This is a genomic window from Chromohalobacter canadensis (assembly GCF_029544075.1).
Lineage (GTDB): Bacteria > Pseudomonadota > Gammaproteobacteria > Pseudomonadales > Halomonadaceae > Chromohalobacter > Chromohalobacter canadensis_A.
In genome coordinates this window covers 437,407-460,815 of sequence record NZ_JAJQJH010000001.1, presented here as the reverse complement: position 1 = coordinate 460,815, position 23,409 = coordinate 437,407, and the positions used below count along the sequence as shown (strand labels likewise).

Here is a 23,409-nt window from a genome sequence, read left to right as displayed (position 1 = left end):
AACCTAAAGCTCTCTTATTGTACGCTGCATGATAGCTACCCGCACGGAGACACCATGGCCTTTTCTTCCCACCACGCTGGCGGCATGCCGCCCGACGACACCGGCGTGGGCCATCCCAAGCCACGCCTCTTGAGCCGCCGTGAAGTCGCCCGCAGCCGCCTGTTTGCCGTCGAGGAACTCGAGCTGCGCTTCGCCAATGGCGCCGAACGAACCTTCGAGCGCCTCACGGGCAGTGGCAATGGTCATGGCGGCGGTGCGGTCATGATCGTGGCCATGCCGGACCCGGACCACGTGCTGCTGATTCATGAATATGCCGCAGGCTTCGACGACTATGCCCTGACCTTGCCCAAGGGGCTCGTCGACCCCGGTGAGGATATCGTCAGTGCCGCCAATCGCGAGCTGATGGAAGAATGCGGCATGGGCGCGCAACGCATCGAGCCCCTGGTGGAACTCTCCCTGGCGCCCAACTACATGAGCCACCGTATCCACGTCATGCTCGCCACCGACCTGTATGAGAAACGCTTACCCGGCGATGAACCGGAACCCTTGATCGTCGAGCGTCATCCTCTCGAGGATATCGCCTCCTTGTTGGCACGAGAGGATTTCCACGAAGGACGCGCCATCGCCGCCCTGTTCATCGCCCGCGATCGCCTACGCAGCGAGCGTACCCACGAACAGTGGTGGTGAGCCGTCCCTGAACGCAACGAGGCCCCACCGTGGTGGAGCCTCGTCGTATCACTTTCTAGCGTGGTAGCGGCTCACTTCATAAGCCTTTCAGGTGATCATTCTTCGGGATCGACATCCTGTGCGGAGTCGACACCGTGATTATCTTCCGGATCATCCATATTTTCCGATACTGGGCCATCATCCGCGTCGGGATCAGCGGCAGTGCCACCCTGGGCGGCGGTGTCACCCTGCTCGGTATTGGCCGAACCGGTTTCGGTGCTCAGGCCTTCCTGGTCACCACCGGGGATGCTGTCTTCTCCGTCGACATGCCCTGTAGTTTCACCACTGGCGGTGCCACCTTCGGCCTTGGTCGAGCCTTGCTCGGTATTGGCGGACCCTTTCTCACTGCTGATATCCGGCGCCGAATCATCTTGCGCGAAGGCACCCGCCGTGGGCAGTGCCAAGAGCGCGGCGAACGTCAGTGCGGTAAGTTGCTGTTTCATGCGAATCCTCCTTAATCCTCTACGCCTTCACATTCAGGTGAAGTGCATGGGTTGCGTGGGCAAAAGGCCATCGCTTAACCCTATACAGACCCTAGGCAAGGTATTGGCATGATGCAAGGAGAAACCGGCTACCAAACGCCTCCATGGCAGCCTCAATGCGCCGCAAGTTGCTCGAATCCCCCGTGTTGCGCACTGCGTCGTCCGGCTTCGAGCACCTGCATTACCGCCAGGGCTTCCTCCGCCGGTACGGGGTTCTTCCCCTGACCCCGTATCGCCTCGCGGACGCCCGCGTAATAAGCTGGATAATTGCCCGCCCGTGTGGGTACTTCCCGCAATTCAGGGCGCGCACTGGCATCATGAATATTAGCCACGGTATGCAGTCCATGTTGAGGATCTTCGCCCCATTCCGGCGTGGGCAGTCGCTCGCCACGCTTGAGCATATCCTCTTGCGGGTCGAGCCCGTGCTTGACATAGCTACCCTGAGTGCCATGCGCGGAGAAACGTGGCGCGGGCGCCGCCATCAGGCTACCGGCGTGCAGAATGACCCGCCGCTGACCGTAGCGAAGCACGGCGTGGAAATAATCGTCTACCTGCGCGCCATCGCGCTGGCAGGCCTGATCGAGAGATACCTCTTCGGGCATGCCGAACAACACCAGCGCCTGATCGATGAGATGCGGACCCAAGTCGTACCAGATACCGCCACCCGGGGTGTCGGATTCGCGCCAGCGCGTTTTGACCTCGGGACGGTAACGGTCGAAGTGCGATTCGAAATGCACGATACGTCCCAGATCGCCACTATCGAGCAGATCCCGCACGGTCAGGAAATCCGCATCCCAGCGCCGATTGTGGAAGACAGAAAGCAGCTTGTCCGCCCGCGAAGCTTGTTCGACCAGTGACTCGGCCTCGTCGAGAGTGACCGTGAAGGGCTTGTCGATCACCACATGCTTGCCGGCGGCCAGGGCGGCACTTGCCAGATCGTAGTGCGTATCGTTGGGAGTGGGAATCACCACCAAGTCGATATCGTCACGCGCGAAAAGCGCGGCCGCGCTGGCTTCGACGTCGACCTGCGGCCAATCGGCCGTCACCTTGGCAGCATCGCTGCTGGAAATCGCCTGCAAGGTCATGCCGTCCTCCGCCATCAATAGCGGCGCATGGAACGTCTTGCTGGCGAAACCGTAACCTACCAATCCCACGTTGATCTTGTCGGTCATGTGTGAATCCTTTCTACTCCGGCCACCCGGGCGTCAACCCCAGGACGACGCGATGATGCCCGCCAGCATGCGCAGTAACAAAGCGTCACCAAAAATCTCGGCGACTTGGCCTACGAACGCCATACTGAAAGTTGGCCTTCACTCATCCTGCCACGTTACCGGGAGAGACGTTATGTGTTGCTCGGAAGAGAGTCTCGAGCTGCTGCTGGACACATTATGGTACGACATCGAGCAATGGCTAATGATGGACGATGCCGCGCAGGCTTGGCAACTTGCCGCCTGAAACCGCGTACCCCCCGATTTCGAGGCGCTCCCGAACTCTCGGGACAGGTCTTGTCTTGCGATGGTTGTCCCGCCACTGGCCAAGGTGGTATGTGCAGTCCGTGAAGCCGACAAGGTCTGTCCTACACTGAAGGGACAGACTTCAATATTCGGGAACTCATCATGCGTCACACTCCCCGCAACGTTACCCAGAAACTGATCGCCTCGCACCTCATCAGCGGCGACATGACACCAGGCGCGGCCATCGGCCTGAAAATCGACCAGACCCTCACCCAAGATGCTACCGGCACCATGGTGATGCTGGAGCTGGAAGCCATGGCGCTCGACCGGGTCAAAACGGAGGTCTCCGCCCAGTACGTCGACCACAACTTGATCCAGGAAGACAACAAGAACCCCGACGACCACCGCTTTCTGCAGACCTCGGCGGAACGCTTGGGCGTTTGGTTTTCGCGTCCGGGCAACGGCGTCAGCCACCCCACGCACCAGCAACGCTTCGGTAAGCCCGGCAAGACCCTACTGGGGTCCGATAGCCATACACCGGCCGCCGGTTCGCTGGGCATGCTGGCAATCGGCGCGGGCGGCATCGATGTCGCCATGGCGATGGCCGGCGAACCCTTTCATACGCGCATGCCGGAAGTCTGGGGTGTACGCCTCGAGGGCCGCCTGCCCGATTGGGTCAGCGCCAAGGACGTGATTCTCGAGATGTTGCGCCGCCATGGCGTTAGCGGCGGCGTGGGGCGCATCATCGAATATTACGGTCCCGGCCTCGCGCATCTTTCCGCGATGGACCGACATGTCATCGCCAACATGGGCGCGGAGCTCGGTGCCACCACCAGCGTGTTCCCCTCCGATGCGGCAGTGAAGGCGTTCCTCACCGCCGAAGGACGCGGCGAGGATTGGCACGAACTACTGCCAGATGACGGCTGTAGCTACGATCGCCACGAGACGATCGATCTGTCGCAGCTCGAGCCCCTGATTGCCACCCCGTCGAGCCCCGGCAATGTCGTTCCCGTGCGGGAAGTGGCCGGCGAACCACTATCGCAGGCGTACGTCGGCTCTTCGGCCAATCCCGGCTATCGCGACTTCGCCATCGTCGCCGCCATGCTCAAGGATCGAACCATCGACGACAACGTCTCGCTAGAGATCAATCCCACCTCGCGCTCGATCCTCGAAACGTTGACTCGCGACGGCCACCTTTTGAGCTTGCTCGGCGCCGGCGCTCGCCTGCATCAGGCCGGCTGCAACGGCTGCATTGGCATGGGGCAGGCGCCAGCCAACGACACTAATAGCCTGCGCACGGTCCCGCGCAACTTCCCCGGCCGCTCAGGCACGCGCGAAGACCGCGTCTACCTGTGCAGCCCGGAAACTGCTGCAGCCTCGGCGCTCAAGGGCGTGATCACCGATCCCCGGACGCTGGGCATGGCCTACCCCCAGGTGCGGGAGCCCGAAGATCCGATCATCAATACCCGCACCCTGATTGCCCCCATGGAGGCGTCCAAGGCGCGCAAGGTCCACCTGATCAAGGGACCGAACATCGAGTCACTGCCGGATTTCGAGCCGCTCGAGGCACAGCTGGACTTACCGATTCTGGTCAAGGCCGGCGACGATGTCTCCACCGACGAGATCATGCCTGCCGGCGGCGAGGTGCTGCCCTACCGCTCCAACATTCCCAGGATCGCCGAGTTTTCCTTTCGTGGCGTCGTCGATGGCTATGCCGAGCGTGCCCGCGAGACAGGCGATCATATCGTCATCGGTGGCGAGAATTACGGCCAGGGCTCGAGCAGGGAACACGCCGCCATCGCCCCACGCTACTTGGGCATGCGTGTCGTCATCGCCAAGAGCTTTGCCCGTATTCACCACCAGAACCTGGTCAACTTCGGCGTGCTGCCGCTGACTTTCTCGGACGGCGACGATTACGACGCGCTCGAGGTCGATACCCGCATCGGCTTCGACAAGCTACAAGAAGCGCTGGAAGCCGGCGGTCCCGTGACGGCCCAGGTTGACGGTAGAACGCTGACGCTCGAACACGCTTTGACTCCACGCCAGGTCGAGATCTTGTTCAGCGGCGGCCTAATCGCCTGGATGCGCAACCAGAAGGCAGCCTGACGAGCCCACCAACGAAAAGCGGCCCCGCAGGGCCGCTTGGATGCCACACAGCCTACGCCGTCTCAATCGTCCAGCGCCTCGGGCAGGTCAGTGACCGCCCCTTTCGATGCGGAACTGACCGTCTTGGCGTACTTGGCCAGCGTGCCTCGAGTATAACGTGGCGCCGGACGCTTCCAGGCCGCACGGCGACGCGCCATCTCGGCGTCGTCGATATGCAGCGTCATGATGTCGTTCTCGGCATCGATGGTAATCTCGTCACCGTCCTCGACCAGGCCAATGGGGCCTCCGACGAAGGCTTCCGGCGTGATGTGACCAACCACGAAACCATGGCTGCCGCCGGAGAAACGGCCGTCTGTGATCAACGCCACCTTGTCGCCCAGGCCACGGCCCATGATCGCCGAAGTCGGCGTCAGCATCTCGCGCATGCCGGGGCCACCCTTGGGCCCTTCGTAACGAATGACCACCACATCCCCGGCAACCACGGTCAGGTCGTTGATGCGTGCCTGCGCTTCCTCCTCGGAGTTGAAGACCCGCGCGCGACCGGTAAAGCGTGTGCCTTCCTTGCCGGTGATCTTGGCCACCGCCCCTTCCGGCGCCAAATTGCCGTAGAGGATGCGCAAGTGGCTGCTCGATTTGACCGGCGCATCCAGCGGTTTGATGATTTCCTGACCCGTCGGATAGGGCGTCACGTCGGCCAGATTCTCGGCCAATGTCTTGCCGGTCACGGTCAGGCAGTCGCCGTGGAGCAGGCCCGCGTCGAGCAGGACTTTCATCAGCGGCTGGATACCGCCGATCGCCACCAGTTCGCTCATCAGGTAATGACCGCTGGGACGAAGATCGGCGAGCACCGGCACGCGCTTGCCGATCTCGGTGAAATCGTCGAGCGAGAGCTCTACCCCGATGGTGTTGGCCATGGCGATCAGGTGAAGCACGGCATTGGTGGAACCACCCAGGGCAATGACCACGGTGATGGCGTTCTCGAACGCCTTGCGGGTCATGATGTCCGAAGGTTTGATATCCAGCTCGAGCAGCTTGAGCACGGCTTCGCCGGCGGCGCGACTATCATCCTTCTTGCTCTGGGACACCGCATCCTGAGCCGACGAATTGGGCAGGCTCATGCCCATGGCCTCGATCGCCGATGCCATGGTGTTGGCGGTATACATGCCGCCACAGGAACCCGGTCCGGGAATGGCGACTTCCTCGATCTGCTTGACCTCGATCAGCGACTTGTTGCCCTGCGAGTAGGCGCCCATCGCCTCGAAAACCGACACCAGGTCGGTATGCCCGGCGCCAGGCTGGATGGTCCCGCCATAAACGAAGATGCTGGGTCGATTGAGGCGCGCCAGGCCGATCATGCAGCCAGGCATATTCTTGTCGCAGCCACCGATGGCAACCACGCCATCGAAGCCCTCGCAACCGGACACCGCCTCGATGGAATCGGCGATGATCTCACGCGAGGCCATCGAGTACTTCATGCCTTCGGTGCCATTGGCGATGCCATCGCTGATGGTGATGGTATTGAACACCACACCTTTGCCGCCGGCGGCGTCAGCGCCGTCACTGGCGGCGTCGGCCAATACATTGATGTGGCTGTTGCATGGCGTGACGCGGCTCCAGGTCGAGGCGATTCCCACCTGCGGCTTCTTGAAATCCTCGTCGTTGAAGCCTACCGCGCGCAGCATTGCACGGCTGGCAGCCTTGCCGGGGCCATCGACGACATTGGCGGAATGGCGGCGACGGTGATCGGCGTTGTCGGGAGAGTCCTGCTGGCTCATCAAGTGCTCCTGTTTCGTCTGGTAGGCCCGAGGGCGAATTATGGGCGACGCATGTCGGCTGTGATGATGCAGCGATAAGACGAGCGACATACGTCGGGGTGTCACGGTCACATGACGTTGCGTGGGCGTGATGGCTCTTGTGAAGCGGCGCTTTTGAAGCGGACAGGCACGCCCCTCGCAGCGAAGGGGTAAGCCCATTGTAACGACGTTGGGCGCGATCGGACATCCGATCGCGCCCAATAGTGAGCACGTGAACACGGCCCTTCGGGCCGGTACGACGCGGCTAGGCGAAGACCACCTTGGCCACGTCCCGGTAGCGATTGGCGAAGTGCACGGTCATCCCTTTCTTGAGGTAATCGGGCAGCTCCTCATAATCGCGACGGTTGGGCTCGGGCAGAATCAACTCGAAAATATCGCTGCGCCGTGCGGCGATTACTTTCTCGCGAATCCCCCCTACCGGAATCACCTGGCCGCTCAGCGTCAACTCACCCGTCATCGCCAGGGGCCGATCAAGGGGCTGCTGCTTGGCCAGCGACAGCAGGGCCGTGGTCATCGTCACACCAGCCGAGGGGCCATCCTTGGGCGTGGCGCCCTCGGGCACGTGCATATGCACATGCGCCTCGTCGAAGAAGGTCGGGTCGGCACCGAATTCCTTGAGATGCGCCATCGTATAGCTATAGGCGATATTCGCCGACTCCTGCATCACGTCGCCCAACTGACCGGTGAGCTTGAGACCGCGCGATTTCGCATGCACACGTGCCGCCTCAACCGGCAACGTCGCGCCGCCCATCGAGGTCCATGCCAGTCCGGTGACCACGCCGACGCCCTTGAGCACTTTTTCCTTACGGAACGTCGGCGCGCCCAGGAAGTCCTCAAGGTTGTTGACCGAGATCTTGACCGTGTCCTGCTCGTTTTCGAGCATCGTCACCGCCGCCTTGCGCACGATCCGATGCAACTGCTTCTCCAACTGACGCACCCCGGCCTCGCGCGCATAGCCCTCGATGACCTTCCTGAGCGCGGCATCGGTGAGATTGATCCGCTTCTTGGGAATCCGGTCGCGCTCGAGCAGCTTGGGCCACAGGTGGTGCTTGGCGATGGCCATCTTCTCCTCGGCGATGTAGCCGGAGAGACGAATCTGCTCCATACGGTCGAGCAGCGCCGGCGGCAACGAATCCAGCGTGTTGGCGGTGCACACGAATAGTACCTTGGAAAGGTCCATGCGCACGTCAAGGTAGTGATCGAGGAAATCGACGTTCTGCTCGGGGTCGAGCACTTCGAGCAGCGCCGAGGCCGGATCGCCTTGGAACGACTGGCCCATCTTATCGACCTCGTCGAGCATGATAACCGGGTTTTCGACCTCGACTTCCTTGAGCGCCTGCACCAACTTGCCTGGCATCGCCCCGATATAGGTGCGCCGGTGGCCCTTGATTTCGGCCTCGTCGCGCATGCCCCCCACCGAGAAGCGATAGAACTCGCGGCCCAGAGCTTCGGCGATGGAGCGTCCCACCGACGTCTTACCCACCCCGGGCGGGCCAACCAGCAGCAGGATGGAGCCGCCGACATCGCCCTTGAAGGTGCCTTCAGCGAGGAACTCGACAATCCGCTCCTTGACGTCTGTCAGACCATCATGGTCGCGATCGAGAATCTTACGCGCCCGGGGGAGATCGAGCTGGTCCTCGGAGGTAATCCCCCACGGTAGCGACGTCAACCAATCCAGGTAGTTGCGGGTAGTACCATATTCCGGCGAGCCGGTTTCGAGTACCGAGAGCTTGCCTAGCTCGTCCTCGATGCGTTCCATGACGCGCTCGGGCACTTCCAAGTTCTCGAGGCGCTCGCGAAAGGTATCGACGTCGTTATCGCGATCGTCTTTGGAGATCCCCAGTTCACGCTGGATGACCTTGAGCTGTTCACGCAGGAAGAACTCGCGCTGGCGGTCCTGCATCTGCGCGTTGACCTGCTCGCTGATCTCGCTTTGCAGCTGCGCCACCTCGATTTCCTTGCGCAGCAGCGGCAGCACCTTCTGCATGCGCGCCATCACCGGCAGCGTCTCGAGTACTTCCTGAAGCTCAGGCCCCTTGGCCGAGGTGATGGCCGCGGCGAAGTCTGTCAGCGGCCCAGGCTCATGAGGGCTGAAGCGATTGAGATAATGCTTGAGCTCCTCGCCATACAGCGGGTTGATCGGCAGCAATTCCTTGATGCCGTTGATCATCGCCATGGCATAGGCACGCGCTTCCTCGTCGCTGGCCTCGATGGATTCCTTGGGATAGGTGACCTCGACCAGGTATGGCGGGGTCTTCGACAGCCAGCGGACGATGCGAAAACGTCGCATCCCCTGGGCGATGAACTGGATCTGTTGCTCTTCGGTCTGCGAGCGGTGGACCTTTACCGCCGTACCGATCTCCGGAAAGTCACCGGGCCCTAGTTCATCGACGCCGGAATCGCCGACGAACGCCACCCCGACGCTTTGGTGCGGCGTGTTGCCGACCCGCTCCATGGTCTCTTCCCAGCGTTCGCGGTGGATGACCAGCGGCTGCACCTGCGCAGGGAAGAACGGCCGGTTGTGAATCGGTAGCAGGTAGAGGCGCTCGGGCAAATAGTCCTGCGTCGGCACCACCGCGCGTCCTTGGGAGGTCGGTTCCTGGTCGTCCTGCGTCGGGGAATTTTCCTCTTCGGCGTCTTGGCGAGCCTCTTCGAGCTCGGCGTAAAAATCCCGGGATTGATCCTGATCGCGTTCGCTCATCATTCACCTTGAAAGTCGTCGGACAAATTGCCCGTTTGCCAAGAGGAATGCGGGCGTCACCAGCGAACTTCAAGCCTACGCGGGGTAATGCTTACCAACGCAGCGCTCGTTCATTGACGCGCCACTGGCCGGCATCGACGCGAAACACCAAACGCGGCGTTTCCGGCGGAAGCCCCAGGTGCAAGGCCAAAAGCGCCGGTGCATCGACAAGCGTGACGTGGCCATCGAGACGTTGCTGGAGGTGGCGCCAAAAAGCGGGGGACGTCACCGGTGTGGTCGTCAGCGAGGCCGAATCGTCACCGTCGAGCGTCAATTCGCCGAAGGCGCGGCTATCGACGCCGAAGGCCTCGCTGGTCACTTGCAGGGTCTCCAGCGTAAGTCGCGGTGAATCGCGCAGCACGTCCACCATCAAAGGGGTCAAGCGCCCCCACCGCGACGTCTCATCGACAGAAGTCACGTCACGGCTCCTGTCGGCGCCCAAGCTACTCTCACGCATGCGTTCGATTAGAGCACGCAAAGCGTCGGCATCGACGCGCTCCAGCCCCAGCGACATGCGTCCCGAGGCTACCGACTGCCCTGCCACGGCGATATCCGCCACATCACCTTCGCCGTGATAGCCGAAAGTGTCATCGCCAAGGCGCATATCGGCCTCGTAATTCAGCGCATTCAGTGAAAACGGCGCGCCACCCTGCCAGGTCAGCGTCGCCAGGGAAAGACGAGCAGTGTGGTGAAAGGTTCGCTCGTCTCCGCGATGGCGCCCTTCAACGTCGAGCGCGCCGATATCGAGCGATGCCTCGCCCAGCGATACGCGCCACGGTGCCGAACGCAAATGGTAACGCACGTCACCGGCATGCCCATGCAACATCAGTTCGCCGGCGCCGACTTCCAGCGACGCCGCCTCCGGCAACACATCGCTTGAAGTGAACGCCGGCCATTCCAGCCGCCCTTTCATGTCGCCCGACAACGTCCGGTAAGAGGCCTGCCATGTCGGAGCCGCATCCGCCGCCAACAACGTCTCCCCCGCGTGGGTGACGACCGCTTCGCCATCGAGGTGGCTACTCAGAACGCCGTGGCGGACGCGATACGGGAGCGCCACACGCAGCGGCCTGCCTTCCGGCGCGACGGTTTCCAGACGCAGAACCCCGGAGGAATGCCACCACCCCTGTTCGACCTCATGCCGCGAGGCCTGCCAGCCATCGCGAGCATCCAGCCGTGCGGTCAGACGTTCCAGCGCCTGTTCGCCGACATGACTCGACCACGCCTGCGCCGCGCACCAAGCGATGCCTAGCAACACGAGCAGGCAGCCCCCGCCGATCCAGCGTTTCTTGTGCATTATGATCTCCAGATGAAGCGAGGCGCGTTCACGCCTCTTCAGGCAGGCATGTCATTCGCCATGCGCAGCGCCTGACGCGACGAGGTGATGGTGGGGCGCAGCATGGTCCACTGCCGACCGGCTTCATCCGAGTCCGCCTGGCGTGCTGCTCGCTCCAGGCAATCGCTGCCGTGTACCAGGCGCGTCAAGGCCAGCGACGACGACTCGCCCTTCAGGCGATGGGCCAGCTCGGCCGTACGCGTCATGTCTGCGTCGGCGACGGCCGCCTCGAGAGCCTCCTCCAGGACCCGCGACTGATACTGCCAGGCGGCCACCAGCGCACTACGCTGCGCCGCCCCCAACGTCTCACCGAGCGTCGCGAATTCCTGCCGATCGAGGAGCACCGGTAACGTATTCGCCGAGTCCGCCACGGCAGACGACCGTGCCTCGTCAGGGGTAGTCGCCTCTGCCGGATCGCGTACGCCGAAGCGCACTAGGGTATCGACCAGAACCTGCTGGCGTATGGGCTTCGTCAACACTTCCGCGATTCCGGCGGCCAAGGCCCGTTGGTGCTCTTGGGTGGTGACGCTCGCGGTCATCGCGACCAGGGGTGTGGCCTGGTTGGGACCGTCCTGAGCGATAATCCGCCGTGCCGTCTCCGGTCCATCGAGCGTGGGCATGCGAATATCCAGGAAAATCAAGGCGAACGTCATGTATTCCGTCAGCGCCAAGGCAGCCTCACCGCTGTCGGCGACATGCACCGTATGCCCGAGACGCTCGAGCATGGCCACGGCTACCTGGCGATTGACGGGATTGTCCTCAACCACCAGCAGTGGCGCCGTGCGTGCTGCCGTCACATCCCATGCTTCTCCTGCCGGAATGTGCCGTTCCCCACTCTCGGCGTCGCTGGGCAATGGCAGTTCGAACCAGAAGCGGCTGCCCTGGTTGGCCGGACTCGAGACGCCGATGCGCCCCTGCATCGCTTCCACCAGACGCTTGCTGATGGCCAGCCCCAGGCCAGTCCCGCTCTGTGTGGCGGCCGCCTGATAAAAGGGCTGAAACAAGCGTTCGCGGTCGACATAGTCGATACCACAGCCGGTGTCACTCACCTCGAAGTGTATCCAATCGCCGCGCATCGGCTTGACGATCAGCGTCACGCTACCTTGCCGTGTGAACTTGAGCGCATTGGAGAGAAGGTTGAGCAATACCTGGCGCAATCGCCCTACATCACCTACCAGGTACTCGGATACCACAGGCGAGACGGCACTCGCGAACTCGACATGTGTGGCACGCGGCTCGAGCAGCCGCATCAAGGACGCGACAAGCTCGGGGAGCGAAAACATCTCACGCTCGATACCTAGATGTCCGGCCTCGATCTTGGAAAAGTCCAGCAGATCGCTGATCAACGCCAACAGTTGCGCACCGCTATCGTGGATGGTCTCGATATATTGATGCGAGGTTTCATCCAGCGTGCGCTCGCGCAGCAGTTCCGTCATACCCAACACGCCGTTGAGTGGTGTGCGTATCTCATGGCTGACGGTGGCCAGGAAATCCGACTTGGCCTGGTTGGCGGACTCGGCATGACGCGCGGTGTCCTGAAGCTCTTGGCTCAGGTGCTCTAATGCCCGTCGCGCCGCGATGTTCTCTCCCGCTTCCTGAAACAGAAACCGGATCACCAGCACGGTGGCGACACACATCAGCAGGATTAGCGCCAGTAAGGCGGCGTATAGCGCCAGTTGGACCTCACGTTCACGCGTTTTGGACTCGGCAAGGTAGGCATTGACAGCCACGACCAAGCGTTCGCTGAGACCGCTCAACGCCTGCAGACGCTCTTCAAGGGAAGCCAGGTCGGGGGACTCAGTGGACATCCGCGACAGGGCGGCATCAAGCGCATCGCTGCGCGACAGGATCTCCGGCAACAACGCTCGCGCTTCGGGCAGCGACTGGAAAAGCGCGGCTATCTCACCTTCGCGTAGCAGGTTGATGCGGCTATACAGCAGTTCAAAACGCATGCGCACGTCATCGAACTTGCCCGGGCTCTGTTCGGCCTGCAAGACGGCATTGCGCATCTGGACGGTCTCCCGATCCAACTTGTAGGCCGCCCAAGCGGCGTCGCCGGCCACGCTCTTGGCCAGGACTTCCTGTCGCCAGATGATCAAGCTGACCACCACCAGGGCCGCGACGAAAAACAGGATCGCCGCGCAGGCCCCGAGCTTGAGCCGCAGGGGCAAACGCGATACGAGTTGGATACGGGAACGCCAGGCCATCATCATTCCACGACGATACGCGCGACCTGCCAGACCGAGCGGAAACGTACTTCCTCGGTCTGCAGTTCGGGGTGTTCATCGAAAGGATAGAGTACGAATAGCGGGCCGTACTCTCGCACCGGCATCGGTTCGCCGTCACGCCGCATGGCAAGAATCACCCCATACTCTTTTGCCTCGGCCAGCGGTACGTCGGCGGCGAAATCATTCAATGCGATGACGTGCAGCGAATCGCCGCTAGCGCCGACCGCATCGTAAATCGCGCCCAGTAAGGGGCCTTCGAAGTGCGACGCACCTTCGGTCCAAGGGGTGTGCGTGACTATCGTGCCTTGCGGCAACTCCTGGAGCATGGCGCGGTCGAACCGTGCCACGCCATCACCGTTGGTACGTGAGATATCCCCCGCCACGGTCAACATGACGTCTTCCTCGGGTGCCGGCAATGGGTGAGCATGCACCGACGAGGCGCCGGTCATGAGCAAAAAAAAGCCCAGACAGGCCATCATGCCTCGGAATACCAGGCATTGCCTCAACGTCATCAGGACACTCATGATTAGCCGTTCCCATCCGAGTTTGAGCGAAAATGTCATACCCCTATCAATAACCCTACCACCGCAAAATGGTGCATGCATGCCATGCACGATTGCCGAATAGCGTGGCCGGTCCATCCGCCTCACTCCAGCACCTCAAGGCGATCATGACGTGCGACGCAGCCTTCGTTTTCGGCAACCAGGTTCTGTCCGAAATACACCTTGCCGCCCTCGCCGCGCCGATAACCAGCCAGCGTGCGCAAGGGTTCACGGCCTTCTTTGAACGTACCCGTGGCCGGGTCGACGCTGACCATCGCGCAGCGCGCACAAGGCTTGTCGACACGGAACACGACCTCGCCCAAACGAATGCGTCGCCACTCGTCCTCGGCATATGCCGAGGTACCCGCAATCACCAGATTGGGGCGAAACTGCGCCATGAGATGCTGCTCAGCAGTACGCGTGTTGAGATCGGCCAACGAGGCCTCGGAGATCAATAACAGCGGGTAGCCGTCGGCAAAGCTGACGCGCTGTTCGATGGAGCGCCGGTAGCGCTGGGACTGCTCGCCCAGCCACAATAATCGTGCGGGTTCTCCTGCCACCTCGCTGAACCAAGCATCGAGACGTGCATGCGTGGTCCAGGCATCGAAGCCGTCGGCCCATACCATAGTGGCGAAGGTCACCAGATCGAAGGCCTCCACCGCCAGTTCCAACGCGGGCAGTTGCGGATGCGACAGGCTCAGCGTCTGACCGTCGAATGTCGCGGTCACGCACTGCAACTGAGGATGCGTACGGGCGGTCAGGAAGGTGCCATCAGGTTTGGTGACCATGAAACGCCGATCCCCCTCTAGCCCTTCCAAACCGACCCATGCCGATTCTTGCATGCGTCCCGCAGTGGATTTGATAGGGTAAAGATGAACCGAGGATAACGTCGCCATGGCAGCCTCATTGGGTTTATGGAGAGAAGGTATCTGTGCGTATTGTCGCAAAAAATACCGACTGCCGCCTCGGTAGTGACACGCCATTGCCTTATTCGTGGACCAAGCGACAGCTACCATCAAAAACGCCCGCCTCGAGAGAGGCGGGCGCATTTTGTTACACCACGTACCCGACGCGATGTGTCCGTCTACGTCGCAGCGTCGGCGTGCCGGCTCGGTGTCGGCCGCCTGCGGCGTTGCAACCAGACGACGAGAGCGAATACCGCCAGTCCCGGTATCCACATCCATTCCTTCGGCCAGCGCTCGACGGGCGCACGAATCGACACGATCTCTTGATCGAAATCGAAGCCCAGTTTCTCCGCTTGGCTATTGAAATCAGTCATATCGACCAGCGTCTTGCCATCCTCCTGCATCAAGGTCAGGCCCAGGTTCTGCATACGCTCGCTACCACTGTCTCCTTCCGGCGCCGGCACCAACATCACGAAACTGGTCGGTGACCCATAGGCATCGAGACCGTCGACACGAACGCGCAAGTTGCTATCGTCATCGATAGCGCCCAACGCTTGCTCGAACTGCGCGGGCGGGATGTCCCGATAAGGATCATGAATCATGTCCATCCAGAACCCGGGCCGGAACAGCGTGAAAGCCACCAGCAACAGCAGCAGGCTCTCATACCAGCGGTTTCTCACCACCATGTAGCCCTGCGTGGCGGCGGCGAAGATCAGCATCGCCCCCGTCGCCACCACGAAGATCAGTATGCCGTGCCACCAGTTCACATCGATCAACAGCAGATCGGTATTGAAGATGAACAGGAAAGGTAGCGCCGCCGTACGCAAGCTGTAATAAAACGCCTGGAAACCGGTGCGAATAGGGTCACCCCCGGAAATCGCCGCGGCGGCGAACGAGGCCAGTCCCACCGGGGGCGTCACATCGGCCATGATGCCGAAATAGAAGACGAACAGGTGCACCGCAATCAACGGTACGATCAAGCCATTCTGTTCGCCCAATTGGACGATGACCGGTGCCAGCAACGCGGAGACCACGATATAGTTAGCCGTCGTCGGCAGGCCCATCCCCAGAATCAGGCTCAGCACCGCCGTCAGCATGAGCATCAGCAACAAATTGCCCATCGATAGTGTCTCGACCAAGCCCGCCAACACCAGACCCACCCCAGTCTGGGATACGGCCCCAACGATGATCCCCGCCGCCGCCGTGGCGATGCCGATACCGATCATGTTGCGCGCGCCGTCGATCAAGCCCTCCCAGAGATCGATGACGCCACGCTTCACTTCATTGCCTAGCCCACCGCGTCCACGGAAGAATGCCTCCAGCGGACGCTGGGTCAGAATGATGACGATCATGAGCACGGTCGCCCAGAACGCCGAGAGCCCTGGCGACAAGCGTTCCACCATCAGGCACCACACCAGCACCACGACGGGTAGCAGGAAATAGAGCCCCACCATCACCGTGGGCCGCGTTTGCGGAAGCACTGAAATATCGCTATTGGCATCGTCCTTCTCGAGCTCGGGGTAACGCGACCCTAGCTTGAGCAGCGCCACATAGATCACCGCCAGCCCGGCGGCGGCCACCCACGGCATGGCCTCACCCAACACCGGCTTGAGCCATCCCAACCCGTAATACACGATCAGCGCCAAGGCCATGATCCCCACCAGCCCGGTCAGGAAACCGACGATTTTCTGAAGCCATGGACGTACGGGATTGCTGCTCTCGAGCCCGCGCATATTGGCCTTGAGCGCCTCGAGGTGAACGATGTAGATCAGTGCAATGTAGGAAATCAACGCCGGCAGGAAGGCATGCTTGATGACTTCGACATAGGAAATGCCCACATACTCGACCATCAAGAACGCCGCGGCCCCCATCACCGGCGGCATGATCTGACCATTGACCGACGACGAGACTTCGACCGCACCGGCCTTGGTGGGACTAAAGCCGACACGTTTCATCATGGGAATGGTAAAGGTACCGGTGGTCACAGTATTGGCAATCGAAGAGCCCGAAATAAGACCGGTCATGCCCGAGGCGACGACCGCCGCCTTGGCCGGGCCGCCGCGATAGTGGCCCAGCATCGAAAACGCCATCTTGATGAAATAATTACCGGCCCCTGCTTTGTCCAGCAAGGCACCGAACAATACGAACAGGAAAACGAAGCTCGTCGATACGCCCAAGGCGATGCCGAAGACGCCTTGCGATGTGAGCCACTGGTGATTGACCAGGCCATAAAGGCTCACTCCACGATGCGCTAACATCCCCGGCATGTAGGGACCTGCCAGTGAATAGACGATGAAAACGATCGCCACGATCATCAACGGCGGTCCAAGCGCACGCCGCGTGGCTTCCAACAGCAACAACAGACCAATCACACCGATGATGACGTCCTGCAGGATCGGCGCGCCAGGGCGTTGTGCAAGCTGCTCGTAAAAGAAATACATGTAGGACGCCGCAAAGGCGCCTACCAAAGCCAACCCCCAGTCCAGCATCGGCACTCTACCGCGCGGTGAGCGCTTGAAGGCTGGATAGGACATGAAAGCCAGGAAGATGGCAAAGGCCAGATGGATAGAACGCGCCTCCGTGGCACTGAACACCCCAAAGCCAAACACGAAGGGTAAGGGCGAAGCGATCCAGAGTTGGAACAACGACCAGACCGCCGCCACGCAAAGCAGCAGTTTGCCAACCGGCCCGGCGGGCTTGCGCGCCCCGGTCTCGTTGGCAGCCAGTTCTTCAAGCTCGGCTTCTCGCGTGGATGCCGTCGACTTATCGTCTTGCATACTGTTGTCCCGGTGGTGTCGGTCAGGGCGTGCTTCGCGTGTTCTGACCGACCAAAAAACACATCACAATCGCTTGTTTCATTCGCCACCGCGTGGCCAGAACCAGAGATGCGCGGCGCCGAAGCGGCCGCGCATCGTCTAGCACGACATCAAGTGACGTTTACAACCAACCACGCTCTTTATAATAGCGTTTGGCGCCCTCATGCAGCGGCGCGGAGAGACCGTCGGAAATCATTTCTTCCGGCTCCAGGTTGGCGAAGGCCGGGTGCAGACGCTTGAAACGGTCGAAGTTGTCGAACACCGCCTTGACCACTTCATAGACGACATCGTCATCCACTTTGGAAGAGGTCACGAAGGTGGCCTTGACACCAAAGGTCTCGACATCATCGTCATTGCCCTTGTACATACCGCCGGGAATGACCGACTTGGCGTAGTAAGGATATTCCTCGACCAAGCCATCCACCGCGTCGTCGTTCAGCGGGACGAGGTTGGCATCCACGGTCGTGGTCGCTTCCTGAATCGCGCCATTGGGGTGGCCGACCACATACGCCATGGCATCGATGTTGTTATCCGCCAGCGCCGAGGCCATTTCGGAAGCGCCCAGCTCGGAGGCCAGAGAGAACACATCTTTGTCCCAGCCTTCGGCATCCATCAGCACTTCCATGGTGGCGCGCTGGCCGGAACCCGGGTTGCCGATGTTGACGCGCTTACCCTTGAGATCTTCGATGCCGTGGATGTCAGCATCCTTGCGCGCCAGAACGGTCAACGGTTCGCCGTGCACGGAAAATACCGAACGCAGGTCTTCCATCGGCTCCTTGAAATCGCCCTCGCCGTTGTACGCACGATATTGAACGTCGGACTGCGCGACGCCCATGCTCAGCTCATCGGACTTGATGCCGTTGATGTTGGCCACGCTGCCGCCGGTGGACGGCGCATTGCAGCGAATGTTGGTGTCTTCCGAGTTACGGTTGACCAGACGACAGATCGACTGGCCCACCACGTAGTAAACCCCTGTCTGCCCACCTGTCCCAATGGTGACGAAGCGCTCCTGATCCTGAGCCATCGCCGGCGTCGATAGAGCGGCAGCACCCAGCAGGGCCCCGGAGAATAACGCAGCGGTAAAGGCGTAACGTTTCATGCATGCACCTCTTTAACATTATTTTGACGAGCCGATCGCAAGGCCGAGGCCACGACCGGCAACAGGGAGCGACCGAAAAGCACTGCGAAGGCAGTACGCTCCAGCGCATTCAATTCCCTTGCACCCAGCTTAGGCAATATGTGCCAAAGCCGATAGCCGGCGGGCATGATAACCGCCTGTTGCGCCGACCGGAACAGACCTTTTACATATCGAGCCTGCATTCGACTAACATCTAACCTGACAAGACGGTGAACAACATCTTTGCCGACAGCGCCATCAAGACAAACGCGAAGATGCGCTTGAGCGCGGACACTGGCAAACGATGGGCGAGCCGAGCGCCCAGTGGTGCGGTGAAGAAGCTTACGCTCGACATCAGGATCACCGCTGGCCAGTAGACGAATCCCAGCGTCCCCACAGGCAACCCTGGCGCTCCCCAGCCATTGATCAAATACCCCAGCGCCCCCGCCAGCGCGATCGGTAGTCCCACTGCAGCCGAGGTCCCGATCGCCCGGCGCAGGGCCACGTTGCACCAGGTCAGAAATGGTACGGTGAGCGATCCACCGCCGATGGCAACCAGGGCGGAGATACCGCCGATCCCCAACCCCACGCCCGAGACGCCCCACGCACCCGGCAGTGTCCGCGTCGGTGCGGGCTTGAGGTTGACCAGCATCTGTACCGAGACGAAGGCCATGAAGCACGCGAAGAAGATGGCCAACCCCGACGTCGGTACGTGGGACGCCAGGAATGTACCCAGAAACGTCCCCACTAGAATGCCCGGCGTGATGGAGCGCACTACCGGCCATACCACCCCGCCGCGACGATGATGCGCTCGCAGGCTCGCCAGCGATGTGGGTACGATGGCGGCCAGCGACGTCCCAAGTGCCACATGGACCAATGTGTCGTGCGGAAAACCCTGCAGGGCAAAAAGCGAGGTCAGTATCGGCACCATGATGCCACCACCGCCGACCCCCAACAGGCCAGCGAAGATACCCACCACACCGCCCAAGGCCAGATAAGCCAACCACCATATCGGATCCACGTGCTCACTCCTTGTCATCGAACATTCGGTACCACTTCAGCGTCGACAGTCGGCCCGCTAGCCTAGCGCGGCGATAGCAGTGGCGTGATCGGAAGCCGATCCCCCACTTCGATATCGTGCCGGTCGAAGTATCCGGCATTGACTTCCAGTGCCGCGCGAAATGGCTCGCCTGCCGCATAACGCGGGCAGTCCTCGCGCGACGCACGACACGGCTGCATGTGCCTAATGGCGCGTATCTCTCCTTCCGCACCAAGAAAAGCGATGTCCAGAGGAATCAGAGTGCGGTACATCCAGAAGCTCGACGTCGGTGGCTGTTGACGTGCATAGACAAACAACATGCCGGCGTCCGGCGCGAGCGTGTCGCGATCCATCAGCCCCTGGGCCCGTTCTTCGGCTTGCCTGGCTACCTCCACCGATAGCGTCTCTCCGGCCACTTCCAACGTGGCGCGCTCGAGCGTCGAGCGCTCCTCGCCGAACGCCGACGCGGGGATCAAAGCCAACAGGCCCAACACCATCATCCAACCCGACACGTACAATGACCGTTTCATGCGCTATCCTCTTGCGTTCTATCACCCAACGCGAATGATGCCTGACGTCACTCGCCTACAAGGACGCCCCCGTGCCGCTTCGCGACCTCCTGCTCGGCCTTCTGGTCATCGTCATCTGGGCCTTCAACATCATCGTCATCAAGGTCGGCGTGGACGACATGCCACCACTGATGTTGATGACACTGCGATTCATGCTGGTCGCCGCTCTGGTCGTCCCCTTCACTCGCGTGACACGACCGCAACTGCCATGGCTGCTGGTGCTATCGGTCACCTTTGGCGGCCTGCATTTCCCGCTGCTGTTTCTGGGCCTGGGACAGGCCGAAGCCGGCACCGGCGCTTTGCTGGTGCAGATGGGCACGCCTTTTGCCACTTTGCTCGCCGCCATCTTCCTCAAGGAGCGCCTCGACGCCCGTCGCCTGCTCGGCTTGTTGTTGGCCTTCGCTGGCGCCGTGGTACTCGCCGGTGGGCCGGCACTGCCCAATGCCACGGCCACGTTGACGCTCTTGACCAGCGCCCTGGCCTGGGCAGTGTCGACGTTGATCATCAAGCGTGCGCCGGCCATCTCGCCGCTGACGCTGGCCGGGTGGATCGCGTTGTTCGCGATTCCCCAGGTCGCACTGGGCAGCTGGCTTTTCGAAACTCAGCACTTGCAGGCGCTTCGCCATGCCGGCTGGATCGGCTGGGGCGCGGTATTCTACACGGCGGTGATGTCGTCGATCATCGCCTACGGCTTGTGGTATGCGTTGCTACGCCGCCACCCGATCAACCGGGTCGTTCCGCTGACGTTACTTATGCCGGTCATCGCCGTGTTTCTCGGCGTCTGGCTGCTCGGCGATGGCCTGGATAGTCACAAGTTGCTCGGCGGGGCACTGGTCATCGCCGGGCTGGCGGTGATCAACCTGCCAAGAAGGCGACGTCCTCGCGCCGCGTCCTGAGCACACTCACATCACAATCACATCATGGCGGGAAATCGTCACGCTACGCAGCCGCGCCTGCAACGTTTGGCCCGTATGCAACCCCATTTGGCTGACAGCTTCACGGGTGAGACGCGCGCGCAGTGCCTGCCCGCCGACATCCAGCATCACCTCGACGAAGGGACCGTGGGTTTCATCACCGATCTCTCGCAGCGTCGCCGGCAAGCAATCGACATCCGGCATCGGCGGTGTCCGCATGAAGGCGACGCCCACATCGCGAGCTCGCAGTCGCAAGCGCACCGCGTCACCGACTCTCCCCTCGAGACGCGCGACGCTCAGCATCTCGCCCTCGGGCATGCCCAGCAGCGCCAAACGCGTCAAACAAAGCGCCTCGTCGTGCGCGACGATACGTGCCTCGAGCAACGATGATGCCTCAAAGCGCCCTGTGCGCGGTCCCAGGTCGAGGCGTGCAAACATCTCGTCCACCGGCCCACTTGCCATCACGCGCCCTTCCTCGAGCAATGCCACGCGGTCGGCCAGCGCTCCGATTTCACGCGTGTCGTGACTGACGAAGAGAATCGGTACGCCAGTATCGCGCGCTAAACGCCGGATATACTGCAGTAGTTCCTGCTTGCGCGCGCCGTCCAGCCCGGTGAGCGGCTCGTCCAACAACAGCATGCGCGGTCGCGACAACAACGCCCGGCCGATGGCCACTCGCCGCGCCTCGCCTCCCGAGAGCCGCCCCGGCGTACGCGATAGCAAATGGCCGATACCCAGAAGCTCGACAAGGTCATCGAAATCCGCGCGCGCCGCGCGCGGCATACCGTAGCGTAGGTTGCCGCGCACCGAATAATGTGGAAACAGTCGCGCTTCCTGAAATACGACGCCCAGCTGGCGCCGGTGGGGCGGCACCCAACGGCGACGCTGGGTATCCACCAGCCATGTATCGCCCAACCGAATACTGCCACTATCCGGCACGCCCAATCCGGCGATCAGCCGAATCAGGCTGCTCTTGCCGCTACCAGAGCGTCCAAACAAGGCCGTGACGCCTTCCGCCGGCACCGCCAGCGAGGTATCGAGCGTGAAATCGCCCAACCGTTGCGAGACCTGCGCCTCAAGCATGACGCCCCTCCAGGCGCCGACGTGCGCGCCGCGCCAGCCATTCGGATGCTACCAGTGCGATCAACGCCACGATCACCGAAATCACACACAGTCGCGCGGCAGCAGCCTCCTGCCCGGGCGTCTGCACCAGGCTGTAAAGCGCCAACGGCAAGGTGCGCGTTTCGCCGGGGATGTTGGAGGCAAAGGTAATCGTCGCGCCGAACTCGGATAGCGAGCGTGCGAACGCCAGCACGCCACCGGTCAGAATGCCCGGTAATATCAGCGGCAGAGTCACCGTAAGAAAGGTCTTCCAGCGGCTAGCGCCCAGCGTACGCGCAGCCTCCTCCAGCTTGCGATCGACCGACTCCAGAGACAGGCGCACGGCACGTACCAGCAATGGAAACGCCATGACGCCTCCCGCCACGGCCGCACCTTCCCAGGTGAAGGGCAAACTCACGCCAAGGTGCTCGTTCAGCCATTGCCCTAGCGGCCCCTGACGGCCCAACGACACCAACAGCAAATACCCCACGACCACCGGTGGTAGCACCAGCGGCAAATGCAGAATGCCATCGAGGAGTGTCTTCCCTGGGAAATCGAAGCGTGCCAGAAGATAAGCCACGGCAATTCCCGGCAACAAGATCGCGGCCAACGCCACCCCGGAAATACGCAGACTCAACGCCAGGGCTTCCCATTCCAGCGGGGTCAACATTATGACGCGTCTTCCGCAGCCACGCTCGCAAAGCCGAAGCGTTGAAAGATCGCGGCCGCCTGACGGCCATCGAGCCAATCCGCCAAGGACTTGGCCGCGTCACTCGGTGCGTCGCCGATCAATGCCATCGGATAGATAATCGGCTCATGGGACGCATCCGGGAACAGGCCCAGCGTTTCGACCTTATCGCTAGCCTGAGCGTCACTGGCATAGACAATACCCAACGGCGCCTCGCCACGTTCAACCAACGCAAGGGCAGTGCGCACGTTATCGGCGCGCGCGAGGCGCGAGCGTAACGTTTGCCACTGGCCCATGCCCTGTAGAGCCTGTTTGGCATAAATACCCGCAGGCACATGGGCAGGGTTTCCCACTGCCAGGCGCCCCGCACCCAAGCGTTCGGCGATCGATGTTGCCGCGCTTGGTGTAAAGGCCTTGAGCGCGCTGTCCTGCGGCGCGATCAACGCCAAGCGATTGTTCAACACATCATGGCGCTGTGTCAGTGGAATTCCGCCTTGCGACCCTAGCCAGTCCATCCATTGCTCGTTGGCCGATAAATAGATCTCCGCCGGCGCGCCGTTGGCAATCTGTCGAGCCAGTGTCGATGAAGCGGCGTAAACGGGAACGATCTCGACATCGTGATCGCGCATGTAACGCGCGGCCAACGCATCCACGGCGTTAGTCAACGAGGCCGCCGCAAACAAGGTAACGCGCTCGGCAGCCTGCACCGAAGCGCTGCCCAAGCCCAGCAACAGCACGGCGCCACAAGCGAGAAGGAGGCGGACCAATGAACGACGCAACATATGACTCTCCCGATAATCAATATTTAGGTACGCGTAACCGACACATTCGCATC

At 61.6% G+C, this 23,409-nt stretch carries 18 protein-coding genes; 3 read left to right on the top strand and 15 right to left on the bottom strand.

Features of this window, described 5'->3' with window-relative positions:
* Window positions 1–84: 84 nt before the first annotated feature.
* The gene (nudE, locus tag LUN51_RS02210; protein WP_277810180.1) at window positions 85–687 is read left to right on the top strand and encodes an ADP compounds hydrolase NudE; all 603 of its coding nucleotides are present in this window, start codon (window positions 85–87) and stop codon (window positions 685–687) included.
* A 95-nt stretch (window positions 688–782) separates the two neighbouring features.
* On the opposite strand, the gene LUN51_RS02205 is transcribed toward nudE, so the two are convergent.
* Window positions 783–1,169, bottom strand: coding sequence for a hypothetical protein (locus tag LUN51_RS02205; protein ID WP_277809945.1), 387 nt, complete (start codon window positions 1,167–1,169; stop codon window positions 783–785).
* Window positions 1,170–1,321: 152 nt separating this feature from the next.
* The gene (locus LUN51_RS02200) at window positions 1,322–2,380 is read right to left on the bottom strand and encodes an oxidoreductase (RefSeq protein ID WP_277809944.1); all 1,059 of its coding nucleotides are present in this window, start codon (window positions 2,378–2,380) and stop codon (window positions 1,322–1,324) included.
* Window positions 2,381–2,824: 444 nt separating this feature from the next.
* Here LUN51_RS02200 and LUN51_RS02195 point away from each other — a divergent pair, with 444 nt between their 5' ends.
* Window positions 2,825–4,768, top strand: a complete 1,944-nt coding sequence (locus tag LUN51_RS02195; RefSeq protein WP_277809943.1) for an aconitate hydratase — start codon at window positions 2,825–2,827, stop codon at window positions 4,766–4,768.
* Between the two features lie 62 nt (window positions 4,769–4,830).
* Here LUN51_RS02195 and ilvD read toward each other — a convergent pair whose 3' ends face one another.
* The 10 genes from ilvD to LUN51_RS02145 all read right to left on the bottom strand — a co-directional run bounded on the left by ilvD (window position 4,831) and on the right by LUN51_RS02145 (window position 19,832).
* Complete coding sequence (gene ilvD / locus LUN51_RS02190; RefSeq protein ID WP_277809942.1) at window positions 4,831–6,543, bottom strand: dihydroxy-acid dehydratase; 1,713 nt, start codon at window positions 6,541–6,543, stop codon at window positions 4,831–4,833.
* Window positions 6,544–6,826: 283 nt separating this feature from the next.
* On the bottom strand, window positions 6,827–9,283 hold the full coding sequence (lon, locus tag LUN51_RS02185; RefSeq protein WP_277809941.1) for an endopeptidase La: 2,457 nt from the start codon (window positions 9,281–9,283) through the stop codon (window positions 6,827–6,829).
* Window positions 9,284–9,374: 91 nt separating this feature from the next.
* A complete protein-coding gene (locus LUN51_RS02180) occupies window positions 9,375–10,616 on the bottom strand; it encodes a DUF945 family protein (protein ID WP_277809940.1) in 1,242 nt (413 codons plus the stop codon).
* Between the two features lie 38 nt (window positions 10,617–10,654).
* Window positions 10,655–12,862 carry an ATP-binding protein gene (locus tag LUN51_RS02175; RefSeq protein WP_277809939.1) on the bottom strand — a complete coding sequence of 736 codons (2,208 nt, stop codon included), beginning with the start codon at window positions 12,860–12,862 and terminating at the stop codon, window positions 10,655–10,657.
* A gap of 2 nt (window positions 12,863–12,864) precedes the next feature.
* Window positions 12,865–13,407 (bottom strand): oxidoreductase, encoded by a 543-nt coding sequence (locus LUN51_RS02170; RefSeq protein ID WP_277809938.1) that lies wholly within the window; start codon window positions 13,405–13,407, stop codon window positions 12,865–12,867.
* A 122-nt stretch (window positions 13,408–13,529) separates the two neighbouring features.
* On the bottom strand, window positions 13,530–14,321 hold the full coding sequence (locus LUN51_RS02165) for an MOSC domain-containing protein (RefSeq protein ID WP_277809937.1): 792 nt from the start codon (window positions 14,319–14,321) through the stop codon (window positions 13,530–13,532).
* A 188-nt stretch (window positions 14,322–14,509) separates the two neighbouring features.
* On the bottom strand, window positions 14,510–17,107 hold the full coding sequence (locus LUN51_RS02160; protein ID WP_277809936.1) for a TRAP transporter permease: 2,598 nt from the start codon (window positions 17,105–17,107) through the stop codon (window positions 14,510–14,512).
* Window positions 17,108–17,267: 160 nt separating this feature from the next.
* Complete coding sequence (locus LUN51_RS02155; RefSeq protein WP_277809935.1) at window positions 17,268–18,245, bottom strand: TAXI family TRAP transporter solute-binding subunit; 978 nt, start codon at window positions 18,243–18,245, stop codon at window positions 17,268–17,270.
* A gap of 232 nt (window positions 18,246–18,477) precedes the next feature.
* Window positions 18,478–19,284 carry a sulfite exporter TauE/SafE family protein gene (locus tag LUN51_RS02150; RefSeq protein WP_277809934.1) on the bottom strand — a complete coding sequence of 269 codons (807 nt, stop codon included), beginning with the start codon at window positions 19,282–19,284 and terminating at the stop codon, window positions 18,478–18,480.
* A 62-nt stretch (window positions 19,285–19,346) separates the two neighbouring features.
* Complete coding sequence (locus LUN51_RS02145) at window positions 19,347–19,832, bottom strand: DUF192 domain-containing protein (protein ID WP_277809933.1); 486 nt, start codon at window positions 19,830–19,832, stop codon at window positions 19,347–19,349.
* A gap of 71 nt (window positions 19,833–19,903) precedes the next feature.
* Here LUN51_RS02145 and LUN51_RS02140 point away from each other — a divergent pair, with 71 nt between their 5' ends.
* The gene (locus LUN51_RS02140; RefSeq protein ID WP_277809932.1) at window positions 19,904–20,767 is read left to right on the top strand and encodes a DMT family transporter; all 864 of its coding nucleotides are present in this window, start codon (window positions 19,904–19,906) and stop codon (window positions 20,765–20,767) included.
* A gap of 6 nt (window positions 20,768–20,773) precedes the next feature.
* Here the strand turns inward: LUN51_RS02140 and modC are convergent, their stop codons facing one another.
* Genes modC through modA form a run of 3 tightly spaced genes read right to left on the bottom strand, consistent with a single transcriptional unit; the run spans window position 20,774 to window position 23,356 of the window.
* Window positions 20,774–21,868 carry a molybdenum ABC transporter ATP-binding protein gene (modC, locus tag LUN51_RS02135; RefSeq protein WP_277809931.1) on the bottom strand — a complete coding sequence of 365 codons (1,095 nt, stop codon included), beginning with the start codon at window positions 21,866–21,868 and terminating at the stop codon, window positions 20,774–20,776.
* Entirely contained in the window at window positions 21,861–22,556 is a 696-nt protein-coding gene (gene modB / locus LUN51_RS02130) for a molybdate ABC transporter permease subunit (RefSeq protein WP_277809930.1), read from the bottom strand. The genes modC and modB overlap by 8 nt, the downstream gene beginning before the upstream one ends.
* Entirely contained in the window at window positions 22,556–23,356 is an 801-nt protein-coding gene (modA, locus tag LUN51_RS02125; RefSeq protein ID WP_277809929.1) for a molybdate ABC transporter substrate-binding protein, read from the bottom strand. The genes modB and modA overlap by 1 nt, the downstream gene beginning before the upstream one ends.
* Window positions 23,357–23,409 lie beyond the last annotated feature (53 nt).